This is a genomic window from Micromonospora hortensis (assembly GCF_022230935.1).
GTDB lineage: Bacteria > Actinomycetota > Actinomycetes > Mycobacteriales > Micromonosporaceae > Micromonospora > Micromonospora hortensis.
On record NZ_JAKKFE010000054.1, the window covers coordinates 12,614 to 24,433 of the forward strand.

The window sequence follows — 11,820 nt, forward strand, 5'->3', positions numbered from 1 at the left end:
AGCCTCAGGCCCAGCAGGGGTCCCTTCCGGACCGGAACGGAGAAGCGGATGCGGATCAGCAGGGCGTGGACAGGGGCCGGGCGGCTTCGCCGTGCCGCCACCGCCGGAGCGCTCGTGGTGGCGCTGTTCGGCGTTGCCGCCTGTACCGGCACTGCGCCGGGTGGGCCCGCCGCCGCCGGATCGGCCCCGGCCTCGACCGGCACCCCGCCCACGCCGGCCGACGCCGCGCCCACCCCGGCCAGCGGATCACCCGCGGCGCAGGTCCCGGACGTGCTGCGCTTCACCGGGACCACCCTCGGTGGTGCCGCGTTCGACGCGGCACGACTCGCCGGCAAACCGGTGGTGCTGTGGTTCTGGGCGCCGTGGTGCGCCACCTGTGCCAGCCAGGCCTGGACCGTGGCCGAGATCGAACCCCGGTACCGGGACACCGTGCCAATCGTCGGCGTCGCCGGGCTGGGCGAGCGGAAGGCCATGAAGGAGTTCGTCACCGAGTTCGACCTCGGCGCGACGCCGCAGATCGAGGACACCACTGGCGCGCTCTGGAAGCGGTTCAAGGTGACCGAGCAGAGCATCTTCGTGATCATCGACCGGAACGGCACTGTCGTCCACCACGGCTTCCTCGACGGTGAGGCGCTCACCGCCAAGGTCGCCGCACTGGCCGGGGCGTGACCGCCACACTGCTGCTCGCGCTGACCGCCGGCATGCTCGGCGCGGTCAACCCGTGCGGCTTCGCGTTGCTGCCCGCGTACCTCTCGCTGTTGGTCGCCGGGTCGGACACCCGCGGCGCGGTCGGCCGCGCGCTCACCGCGGCGGCCGGGCTGACAGTGGGGTACGTGCTGGTGTTCGGCGCGTTCGGCCTGGCGCTCGCGCCGCTGGCCGGCTGGCTGCGGCCCCGGCTGCCGTGGCTGACGGTGGCGCTCGGCGTGCTGCTGCTGGTGGCCGGCTGCTGGTTGCTCGCCGGTCGGCGGCTGCCCGCCCCCGGCTGGTCCGCCCGGGCGCCTCGGCTGACCCGGTCCTGGCCCTCGATGGCGCTGTTCGGCGCGGCGTACGCGCTGGCGTCGCTCGGCTGCGCCATCGCGCCGTTCCTGGCCATCGTGGTGACCAGCCTCCAGGCCGGCTCGACCGCTCAGGGGTTGGCGCTGTTCGGCGCGTACGCCCTCGGGATGGGGCTGGTGGTCGCGGTCGCCGCGCTCGGCGTGGCGCTGCTGCGCGACGGCCTGGTGGCCCGGCTGCGCGTCGCCGGCGCGCTGGTGCCCCGCCTCAGTGGCCTGGTGCTGCTGCTCACCGGCGGATACGTCGCCTGGTACGGCTGGTACGAGCTACGGCTGGCAGCCGGCCGCCGCGACGCCCTCAAAGACCCGGTAATCCAAGCGGCGTCCCACCTACAACAAACCCTGGCCACCACCCTGGACGTCATCGGCCCGGCACTGCTCGGAGCCGCCCTAGCGGCACTCCTCCTCACCGCAGCCCTGGTGAGGCGCCCCCGCGCCAACCCTGTCGATCATGAAGTTATTGCCCTGACACGCCGAGGCGAGGGGCAATAACTTCATGATCAACGCCGGGAACGGGCGGGGTTAGCGGGGGGTTAGGCGGTCGGTGTTTAGGCGATCTTGGAGGACCTTGGGGACCAGGACGCTGCCGTCGGCCTGCTGGTACTGCTCCAGGATGGCCGGGAAAAGCCGGCTGGTGGCCAGCGCCGACCCGTTGAGGGTGTGCACGAAGCGGGTCTGCTTGCCGCCCGGCTCGCGGTAACGGATGGCCGCCCGACGAGCCTGGTAGTCGCCGGCCCAGGAGACCGACGACACCTCCTTGTACTTGCCGGTGCTCGGCATCCACACCTCGATGTCGAGGGTCTTCTTCATCGAGGCGCTGGCGTCACCGGCCGAGAGCAACGTGCGCTGGTAGTGCAGACCCAGCCCTTCGACCAGGCTCTCGGCGTGGGCGAGCATCTCCTCCAGCGCCGCGTCGGCCTGCTCCGGCAGGGTGAACTGGAAGATCTCCACCTTGTTGAACTGGTGCCCCCGCACCGTGCCGCGCTCGTCCGAGTGCGAACCGGCCGACTCCCGCCGGTAGCACGGGGTGTACGCGAACGCCTTCAGCGGCAGCTTCGGGGTCTCCAGGATCTCGTCCTGGTACGCGCCGAGGATCGCCGTCTCCGACGTGGGCAGCAGGAACTGGCCACGCGGGGCGGACGCCGAGTCCAGGTGGTAGACGTCGTCGTAGAACTTGGGGAACTGCCCGGCGGCGAAGCCGGCCGAGTCCAGCAGCAGGTGCGGCGGAAGCAGGAACTCGTAGCCGGCCTTGATGTGCTGGTCGACGAAGTAGTTGAGCAGCGCCCACTCCAGCCGGGCACCGACCCCGGTGTACATCCAGAAACCGGACCCACCGAGCTTGACCCCGCGCTCGTAGTCGACAAGGCCCAACGCGCGGCTCAGCTCCACGTGGTCGCGGACCTTCTCGATCACCGGCGGCTCGCCGAAGGTCTTCACCACCCGGTTGGCTTCCTTGCCGCCGGCCACGACATCGTCGCTGGGCAGGTTGGGCAGCTCACTCATCGCGTCGCGCAGCCGGGCCTGCACCTCGTCCAGCTGGGACTCCAGCTCGGCGAGCTGCTGACGCTCCGCCTCCGGCGCGGCGGCCTGCGGCTCCTCGCCGGCCCGCTTCGCCTGCGCGTACGCCCGGGCCTCGGCCTTGCGGCGCTGCCGCTCGGCGTCGATCTCCGTGATCAGGGCGCGGCGTTCCTGGTCGAGCCGCTGGATCTCGTCCAGGGCACGGGTGACCTCGGCGGGATCCAGACGCTTCGCCAGCGCGGTCGCCACCGCCTCGCGATCCTTCCGGATCAACTCCATGTCGAGCATGCTGCTCCGTACGCCTCCGTCCGGGGTCACAGGTGAACCACCAGATGCTACCGTCGCGGGCTTTTCGTCCCGGGACGGGGAGTGCTGGCCGCCCGCTCAGAGCCGGATCGGCATGAGCACCGAGTAGGTGTCCGCGTCGTCCGGTCGGCGTACGGCCAGCGGGGCGATCGGCCCATCCAGCTCCAGCACCAGTTGCGGCGCGCCGGCCGCGTTCAGCGCGTCCAGCAGGTAACCGCCGTCCACCCCGACCCGCAGCGCGTCAGTGCCCAGGTCGGCGGCGGGAAGCAGCCGCAGCCGGCCCTGGTGGTCGACGCCGAGCACTGTCACCTCCCGGGTCGTGCCGTCGTGGTCGAGGGCGACAGTGGGGGCCGCCGGGTCGGCCAGCTCGGCGCGCAGCGCTGCCACGTCCACCGGGATCCGGCGCGCGCTCGGCCGCTCACCGACGGACTTGCGCAGCAGCCGGTGGTAGTCCGGGAAGTCGTACGGCAGGGCGACGCCGGTCACCGTGCGGTCGGCCACCCGCACCCGCAGGTCCGCGCCCGCCACTGTCAGCCGTACCGGCCAGGTGTCGGCGGTGTCGAGCAGTGGCCGGAGCTGGTCGACGAGGGCCACCGGCACGAACGCCCGCACCGGCGGCCCGTCGACGTCGGCCCCGGCCCGAGCCAGCGCGAGCCGGTACCGATCGGTGGCGACGAGCCGGACGCCGTCGGACTCCACGTCGAACAGCACACCGGCGAGCATCGGCAACTCCGGATCGACACCGACGGCGAAGCGCACCGCGTCGAGCGCGGCGGCCAGGGCGGCGGGGGCGACCAGAAGTGTGGTGGCGGTCGGCGGGGCCGCGTCGACCAGGGCCCGGAGCCGGTCGACCTCGCGGCGGGCGTCGCTGAGCCCGTCGGCCAGCCGGCGCAGGTGCGCGTCGAGCAGGTGGTGCACCCCCGCCGGCTCGGCGCGCACCGCTGCGGCGATCTCCGGCACCGGCATGCCGATCCGACGCAGCCCGGCCACCAGCCGGGCCGGGGCGATCTGCCCCTCGGCGTACCAGCGGTAGCCGGTCACCGGGTCGACCACTGTCGGCTCCAGCACCCCCGCCGAGTCGTAGAAGCGCAGTGCGCTGACGGTCAGGCCGCTGGCCCGGGCCAGCTCGCCGATGCTGTGCAGGTCGCTCACGCTGGGCATCCTGCCCCCTCGACCCGGTTGAGGGTCAAGCCGCGGGCTCCCGCGTCTCCTGCTTGAGCACCCGGAAGGTGAGGCCGGCCCGGACCAGCCGGTCGAGCAGCGCGTCACCCATCGCGGCGACCGGGGTGAGCTGGCCGGCGGTCGGCGGCAGCTCGTCGAGCGCCAGGCACAGCGCCGACTCGGCCAGCATCTTCGCCGTCTCGTCGTAGCCGGGGTCGCCGCCGGCGACCTCGGTGACCACCCGCTGCCCGCCGCCGGTGCCGACGAACCGGACCCGGAACCAGGACGAGGCCCGCTGCTGCGCGGTGGGCCCCTGCCCGGACGCCAGCCGGCCGAGCAGCCAGCGCCGGCTGGGCGGCAGCTTCACCAGCCCGATCAGCGCGCCGAGCCCGGCCGCGCCGGCCAGCACCGTGGGCAGCCGCTTCACCGCGGCGAAGTGCCGGTAGCGGAAGTCCGGGCCGTATTCAGGGCGGGCATTGGCCGAGCGGCGGACCACCTGCGGGTCGATGGTCGGCAGCGGCACGATCCAGATGCCCAGCTCCGCCGAGCGGGCCAGCCGGCCGGGCACCGCCCGGACCCGCCGGTCGGTGGGGCGTGGCTCGACCGCCCGGCGGTCTCGGGCGGCCCGGCTGGCCTGCCCGGTACGGGAGAACGCGGTGAGCGCCGAGTGGTAGGTGCCGGCGGAGAACCGGCCGCCGGCGCGCACGTACCCGTCCACGGTGATCGGGACGTCGGCGGGCAACTGCTTGACGGTGAACCAGACGCCCAGGTCGTGCGGGATGGAGTCGAAGCCGCAGGCGTGCACCAGCCGCGCGCCGGTGCGTGTCGCCTCGGCGTGGTGACGCACGTACATGAGGTCGACGAACTCCGGCTCGCCGGTAATGTCCAGGTAGTCGGTGCCGGACCGGGCGCAGGCCCCGACCAGCGGCTCCCCGTGGTGGATGTACGGGCCGACCGTGCTGGCCACCACCCGGGCGCTCTCCGCCACCGCCCGCAGGGAGTCGGCGTCGGTCACGTCGGCGGTGAGCAGCGGCAGGTCGGCCAGGCTCGGGTCGATAGCGGCCAGCCGATCCCGTACGGCGGCGAGGCGCTGCGGGTTGCGCCCGGCCAACGCCCAGCGCAGCTCGGCCGGCGCGTGCCGAGCCAGGTATTCGGCGGTCAGGCCGCCGGTGAACCCGGTCGCCCCGAACAGCACCACGTCGTACGTTCGCTCGCCAGTCATCCTCAGAGTCTGCCATTCGTGGTCGCCGATCAGCGATCACGAGGAGGCGGTCACGGCGTGAACACGGTGCGTACGCAGCCGTCGGCCCGGTCCCGGAACAGCGCGTACCCCTCGGGGCCCCGCGCCAACGGCAGCCGGTGGGTGGCCAGGTGTTCGGTCCGCAGCTCGTCGCGGGCCATCCGGTCCAGCAGCATCGGCACGTCCCGCAGATCCGGCCGACCGGCGCCGCGCAGCGTGAGTCGCCGCTCGGTCAGCGCACCCAACGGGAACGCGTCGACGAACCCTCCCGCCGTGCCGAGCACCACCACCACGCCGCTCTTGCGACACGCGTGCACGGCCTCCCGCAGCGCGTCCGGTCGGTCGGGGTGCTGCCCCGCGAACCGGTCCGACCTCGACCGGGCCGGCGGCGGGCCGGCCGCCACCACGCACACGTCGGGCCCGCGCCCACCGCTACGGTCGCGCAGCTCCGCCGCGACGTCGGTACGGCGGTAGTCGAGCGGCTCGGCGTCGGAGTGCCGCTCGGCCATCCGCAACCGCTCCTCGTGCCGGTCCACCACCAGCACCCGGGCGGCGCCGCGCAGCACCGCCGCCCGGGCGGTCAACTGACCCACCGCACCGGCGCCCCAGATCGCCACCACGTCGCCGGGGCGTACCGCACCCAACTCGGTGGCCAGCCACCCGGTCGGCGCCACGTCGGCGGCGAACACCGCCCGGTCGTCGTCGACGACGTCCGGCACCCGGAAGGCGCTCACGTCGGCGTACGGCACCCGCACGTACTCGGCGTGGCCGCCCGCGAAACCTCCCGCCGCGCGGGGCCGGCCGAAACAGCCGGCGTCGGAGCGGGCCCAGTCGGGATCGGCGCTGGGAAGGTCGGCCTGGGCGTTGTCGCAGCAGGAGTGCAGGCCCTGGCGGCAGTACCAGCAGCCGCCGCAGGCCACGCTCGCGCCGACGACCACCCGATCGCCGGCGCGGTGTCGGCGGACTCCGGGCCCGACCTCCACCACCTCGCCCAGGAACTCCGCGCCGAGCACGTCGCCGGGTCGCAGCAGCGGGTGCCGGCCGGCCAGCAGCGGCAGGTCACCTCCGCAGGTGGCGCTGCGCCGGACCCGAACGATGACGTCACGCTCGTTGCGCAGCTCCGGGTCGGGGACCTCGCGTACGGCCAGTTCGCCGGCGGCCACCCAACACAGCGCTCTCACCCGTGGACCTCGGGGCGGTCCAGCGCGGACCGGTCCGCGCGGAGCACCTCACCGGCCTCCACCCGTTGCTTGATCTGGCGCAGGGTCCGGCGGACCAGCAGACCCGGGTCGTCGCCGACCAGATGCGCGGCCAGCCCGGCGGGCGGGCTGACGCCGGCCAGCGGCCGGGCGGCCAACTCGGTGCCCCGGTCGCCGGGCGCCGCGCGCACCCGCACCTCGACCGCCCCGTCCAGGCGGCGCAGCGGCTCCGGCCAACGGCCCTCCGGCAGCACCTGCTCCGGCGGCCGGTCGACGGTCACCACCTCCCACCGGGCCGGCGCGGCTGCGTCGCCGTCCGCGCCTTGTCGGGCAACCCGACGGGGTACGCGCAGCAGCCGCGCCGCCCCGGCCAGCACCACGCCGCCGAGGGCTGGTCCCGCCCGCGCCAGCCGTCCCATCGGTACCACCCGTCCTCCCGGTTCACGTCCCCCGATCGTCTGTCGCTCCCGGGTGAAGCGCGCTCGCCCGGAAGGGGTGAACCCGCCCGTGCCGGGTAACCGCTCGCCGACCGGGGGCGGAGCGCGTGGTGGGGGTGGGGCTGGGTGCCGGAACAGGATCACGTACGCGTCGAACCGGCACCTGGGCCACCGCTGTTGGCGTCCCGGCTGACGCCGGCTGTGCCGCCGGAGCCGGTGGTCGCCCGGCCCCGCCTGCTGCGCCGGTTGGACGAGGGCAGCGCGGGACCGGTCACCCTGGTGGCCGCCCCCGCCGGCTGGGGCAAGACCACACTGCTCGCCTCCTGGATGCGGCTGGGCGGCGCGCCACCCGACGTGGAGCCGGGCGCGATACTGCCGGACTCCGGCGACCTGTCGGTCTCCCCGGCCGACGACCCGGTCTCGGCGTGGATGTCGGTGGAGGCCGGCGACGACTCCGACCGGCTCTGGGCGTACCTCGCGGCGGCGCTGCGCTCGGCGATCGGGTCGTCGGAGGGCGGCCCGGTGCCCGACCGGCCGCCGCGCCCCGACCAGCTGGAGGCGCTGGCCGCCACGCTCGCCGCCGCCGACCGGCCGGTCCTGCTGATCCTGGACGACCTGCACCGGGTCGCCGACCCCGCGGCGTTGACCGGCCTGGAGTTCCTGCTGCGGCACGCCGGGCGGCGGCTCCGCCTGGTGATCGGCGCGCGGGCCGGACTGCACCTGCCACTGCACCGACTCCGCCTCGCCGGCGAGCTGACCGAGATCGGCCCGGACGAGCTGGCGTTCACCGACGACGAGGTGGCCGACCTGCTCACCGCCCACGCCGCCGCGCTGCCGGCGACCGCCGTGCACCGGCTGCGGGAGCGCACCGGCGGCTGGCCGGCCGCGCTGCGCATCGCCGCCCTCGCGGTACGCGGTCAGGCCGACCCGGAACGCTGGGTGGGGCAGTTCGGCGGAGACCAACCGGAGATCGCCGGCTACCTGCGGGAGGAGGTGCTGGCGACGCTCGACCCGGCCGAGGAGGATCTGCTGCGCCGGACCGCCGTCGTCGACACCGTCTGTGCCGACCTGGCCGAGGCGCTGACCGGCCGCGCCGACGCCGGGCAGGTGCTGGCCGACCTGGCCGGGACCGGTGGTCTGCTGCACCGGGAGGACACCCGGCCGCCCTGGTACCGGTACGACTCCCTGCTCGCCGACCTGCTCCGCGCCGACCTCGCTCGGTTGCCCACCGAGGAGCTACGTGAGCTGCACGTCCGGGCCGCCGACTGGTACGCGGGTGACGGCCGGCCCGCCGACGCTCTGCGGCACGCCCTGGCCGCCGGCCGCTGGGACCTGGCCGGTGACCTGTTCGTCGCGCACTGGCCGGAGCTGACCCGCTACGACAGGGACCCGGTGCGCGCCCCGGCACCCACGCCGCCGCCAGCGGAGGTGATCCGCGCCGACCCGGAGGTGGCGTTGGCCTGCGCCGCCGAGCGCGCGTACGCCGGTGACCTGCCGGCCGCCACCGGTCACCTGCGGGCCGCCGCCGGGCACGCGGTGGGCCTGCCGGTGCCGCGTCGGGACCGGTTCCTGCGGTTGGTCACCGCGTTGGAGCTGACAGTGGCCCGGCTCGCCGACGACCGCACCGAGGTCCGGGCCGCCGCCGCTCGCCTACTGCGCACCCGCCCGGCGGAAGCCACGCCGACCCGGCTGCCGACCGGGGCGACCGGTTCCGCCCCGACGGCCGGTGGTGGCGGGGCCGCCGACGACCTGGACCTGCGGGCGTTCACGGGCACCGCGCTGGGGCTGGTCGAGTTGGCCGACGGGGCGCTGCCCACCGCCCGGTTCGTCCGGGCCCGGGCGGCCGCTCGGGAAGCCGGCCGGCCGCGTACCGAGCTGGTCGCCGCGAGCCGCGCCGCGCTGCTGCTCGCGGTGCGCGGCGAACTGCGGGCAGCCGAGCAGGCGGCCAGGGACGCGCTCGGCATGCCGCCCTGTCGGGGCTGGTCCTGTCGGCTCGACTGCGGCCACGCGTACCTGGCTCTCGCCGTGGTGGCACTGCTGCGCGACCAGCCCGAGGAGGCTACGGCGAACCTCGCCCTCGCCCTCCCGGCGCTCGACGTGACCGGCGGCTGGGCCGGCGACCCCGAGGTGGACGGCGACTTGCTGTCCGCCGCCTCCGACCAACCGGTGGCGGCGGCGGTGGCCGCGCTGTGCCGGGCCCAGCTACGCCACGACTCCGGTGACCCGGCGACCGGCCAGCGGCTGCTCGTCCGGGCCCGGGAGGCGCTGGCCGACCGGCCGTCCGCCGACGAGCTGGCCGCTCTGCTGCGGGCCGCCGAGGCCGAACTGCGGGCCGCGCGGGGCGACCTGGACTCCGCCCGCGACCTGCTGGCCGACGCCGCCGACGAGGGGGCCGAGCCGGTGCTCGCTGTCACATTGGCGAAGGTGCAGCTGTGGGCCGGCGACGCCGCCACCGCCGAGCGGACCCTGCCGGACTGGCAGACGCCAGATGCCACTGCCTGGCCGCTACCGGTACGCCTGGACGCCGGTCTGCTCGACGCGGTGCTGGCCCAGCGCGCCGGGGACGGTCGTCGGGCGGGTCGGATCCTGGAGCAGACGCTGGACCTGGCCGGCCCGCAGGGCTGCCGTCGGGTCTTCACCCGCGCCGAACCGCAGGTGCGGGACCTGCTGGCAGCGCACCTGGACGCGGGCACCGCGCACTTCACTCTGGTCGGTGACCTGGTGCGGGGCGCGGGACAGGGCGCCGTTGGGCCGGCCACCGGGGCGAGGGGCGCGCTCGACGAGCCGCTCACCGAGCGGGAGCTGACCATCCTGCGCTACCTGCAGAGCATCCTGTCCAACGTGGAGATCGCCGGCGAGTTGTCCCTCTCGGTCAACACGGTGAAGACCCACGTCCGCAACATCTACCGCAAACTCGACGCGACCCGCCGGCGCGAGGCGGTCCGGCGGGCGCGCGAGTTGCGGCTGATCTGAGCGGGTCAGGCGTTGGCGGCGGCGTCCGCGGCCGTCAGCAGGTCGGGCAGGTCGTACCCGCCGTCGTGCCGGATGCCGTTGACGAACAGGGTCGGGGTGCCGTTCACCCCGCTGCGGATGCCGCCGACGAAGTCGCGGCGCACCCGGTCCGCGTGCGCACGGTTCTCCACCTCGGCGTTCAACTCGTCCGGCGGCAATCCGACCTGCTCGACGCCGAGCGAGAGGTGCACCGGGTCGAGCTGGTCCTGATGCTCGTAGAGCCAGTCGTGCATCTCCCAGAACCGGCCGCGAACCCCGGCGGCCTCGGCCGTCTCGGCGGCCCGTTCGGCGTACGGGTGCACGTTGGCGATCGGGAAGTAGCGGTAGACCAGCCGTACGGTGTCGGCCCGCTGCCGCAGCAACTCGTGCAGGTTCGGGTACGCGGCACCGCAGAACTGGCACTGGAAGTCGCCGTACTCGACGATGGTCACCGCCGCGTCGGCCGGCCCCCGGATGTGGTCGTCGGAGGTCACCGGGTCTCGAAGTCGGGCGGTGACCTGCAGTGGCGTGCTCATTCGGCCATCACCTTCCGGTCGGCGGCGAGTTGGTCCAGCGCGTCGAAGATGCCGTCGGCGCCGGGGTTGACGTCGGGCGGCGACAGGTAGCTCCAGGTCACCTTCCCGGTCGGGTGCAGCACCACGAGCGCGCGGGCCGCCTCACCGTTCGGCATGTACGCGCCGTAGCTGCGGGCCACCTCGCCCTTGGGCTCGAAATCGGCCAGCAGGGGGAACTCGATGCCCCGGCTCTCCGCGAACGCCCGGTGTGACCAGATGCCGTCCACCGACACCCCGAGGACCACCGCCTGGTACTGGGCGAAGACGGGTGCCGCCGACTGGTAGAGCGACATCTGGTCACCGCAGACCGGGCTCCAGTCGGCGGGGTAGAAGGCGAGCACGACCGGCCGGCCACGGAACTGCTCGGGCCCCAGCAGAGCCCCGTCCGGGGTGGCCGGCAGGGTGAAACCGGGCGCGGTGCGCCCCGGTTGGATCAGCCCGTTCGGATCACTCATGCCACCAGCCTGCTCCCGGGGTGGGTGAGACGGGCTCACCCACCCCGGGTGGTTCCGCGCGCGTTCAGCGCCCGCTCAGCGCAGCACCGGGGCGACAGCGATGTGGTTCTGCACCTCCCGGATGCCCGGCGCGGACCAGGCCACCTGCTCGACCTCGGCCCGTTCGGGCATCGAATGCACCAACCCGGCGAGTATCGCGGTGTCGCCGTGCACCCGGACGCTGATCCGTTCGGCCTCGGTCGCTCCGGCCCGGGCGAGGGCGTCGACGATCCGGTCGGCCAGGTTGCGGGCGTCCGGCGCGGTGGCCGGTCGGACGGTGATGCCGTTGCTCACCCCGCGTACGCCGGTCAGCCGGGCCACCGCGCGTTCGGCGGCTCGACGTTGGTACTCCCACTCGACGTCGCCGTGCAGCGTCACCCAGCCGGCTGAGACGGTGACCTGGAGCTTCTCGATGGGCACGAACGCGTCCCACTCCAGTCCGTGGCTGGCCGCGGCGGCCAGGTCGCTGTCGGCGCGCTCGGTGCCGTTGGTGAGCTGTACGGCCACGTCGTTGGCGACCGCCCGGACCGAGGCGACCCGGTGGGTGGCCCGTTCGGCGGCCCACTTCTTGGCGTAGCTGTCCACGCGGCCGGTCAGGGTGACGACGCCCTCGGCGACGGTCACGCCGATCTCGTGCGGCTGCACCCGCGGTTCCCAGGTCAGCTCGTCGAGCACGGCGGACTGGATGTCCTGGTCGGTGCGGTTGATCTCCGCGATGGCCATCTGTCCCTCCTCCGCTGTTCCGATGGCGGACCGGGTGCTGGCCGCGGCCGGAGGTCCGCCGTGCTGCGATCCTGCCGCCGCTCCGGGTGAGCCGCCCTCGCCCGGACCGGGTGACGGCGCGGCC

10 protein-coding genes and 1 pseudogene are annotated in these 11,820 nt (G+C 74.6%); 3 read left to right on the forward strand and 8 right to left on the reverse strand.

Annotated features, from left to right (window positions below):
• The first annotated feature begins 48 nt into the window (after positions 1 to 48).
• Positions 49 to 669 (forward strand): TlpA family protein disulfide reductase, encoded by a 621-nt coding sequence (locus NIE111_RS27425; protein ID WP_238687191.1) that lies wholly within the window; start codon positions 49 to 51, stop codon positions 667 to 669.
• Entirely contained in the window at positions 666 to 1,544 is an 879-nt protein-coding gene (locus NIE111_RS27430) for a cytochrome c biogenesis CcdA family protein (RefSeq protein ID WP_238687192.1), read from the forward strand. Before NIE111_RS27425 ends, NIE111_RS27430 begins: the two co-directional genes overlap by 4 nt.
• 30 nt (positions 1,545 to 1,574) lie before the next feature.
• Here the strand turns inward: NIE111_RS27430 and serS are convergent, their stop codons facing one another.
• The 5 genes from serS to NIE111_RS27455 form a co-directional block, all read right to left on the reverse strand.
• Positions 1,575 to 2,858, reverse strand: a complete 1,284-nt coding sequence (gene serS / locus NIE111_RS27435; protein WP_238687302.1) for a serine--tRNA ligase — start codon at positions 2,856 to 2,858, stop codon at positions 1,575 to 1,577.
• Between the two features lie 96 nt (positions 2,859 to 2,954).
• Complete coding sequence (locus tag NIE111_RS27440) at positions 2,955 to 4,037, reverse strand: DNA polymerase III subunit beta family protein (protein WP_238687193.1); 1,083 nt, start codon at positions 4,035 to 4,037, stop codon at positions 2,955 to 2,957.
• Between the two features lie 25 nt (positions 4,038 to 4,062).
• A complete protein-coding gene (locus tag NIE111_RS27445) occupies positions 4,063 to 5,259 on the reverse strand; it encodes a saccharopine dehydrogenase family protein (RefSeq protein ID WP_238687194.1) in 1,197 nt (398 codons plus the stop codon).
• Between the two features lie 50 nt (positions 5,260 to 5,309).
• A complete protein-coding gene (locus NIE111_RS27450) occupies positions 5,310 to 6,458 on the reverse strand; it encodes an alcohol dehydrogenase catalytic domain-containing protein (protein ID WP_238687195.1) in 1,149 nt (382 codons plus the stop codon).
• Positions 6,455 to 6,895 (reverse strand): hypothetical protein, encoded by a 441-nt coding sequence (locus NIE111_RS27455; protein ID WP_274531748.1) that lies wholly within the window; start codon positions 6,893 to 6,895, stop codon positions 6,455 to 6,457. The genes NIE111_RS27450 and NIE111_RS27455 overlap by 4 nt, the downstream gene beginning before the upstream one ends.
• Positions 6,896 to 6,971: 76 nt before the next feature.
• Here NIE111_RS27455 and NIE111_RS27460 point away from each other — a divergent pair.
• Positions 6,972 to 9,886: pseudogene (locus NIE111_RS27460) on the forward strand (winged helix-turn-helix domain-containing protein).
• A gap of 5 nt (positions 9,887 to 9,891) precedes the next feature.
• On the opposite strand, the gene NIE111_RS27465 reads toward NIE111_RS27460, so the two are convergent.
• The 3 genes from NIE111_RS27465 to NIE111_RS27475 form a co-directional block, all read right to left on the reverse strand.
• Entirely contained in the window at positions 9,892 to 10,440 is a 549-nt protein-coding gene (locus NIE111_RS27465; RefSeq protein ID WP_238687198.1) for a DsbA family protein, read from the reverse strand.
• Positions 10,437 to 10,934, reverse strand: a complete 498-nt coding sequence (locus NIE111_RS27470) for a redoxin domain-containing protein (protein WP_238687199.1) — start codon at positions 10,932 to 10,934, stop codon at positions 10,437 to 10,439. The genes NIE111_RS27465 and NIE111_RS27470 overlap by 4 nt, the downstream gene beginning before the upstream one ends.
• A 75-nt stretch (positions 10,935 to 11,009) precedes the next feature.
• Positions 11,010 to 11,696: a BON domain-containing protein gene (locus tag NIE111_RS27475; RefSeq protein ID WP_238687200.1), complete on the reverse strand. Its 687-nt coding sequence runs from the start codon at positions 11,694 to 11,696 to the stop codon at positions 11,010 to 11,012.
• Positions 11,697 to 11,820 lie beyond the last annotated feature (124 nt).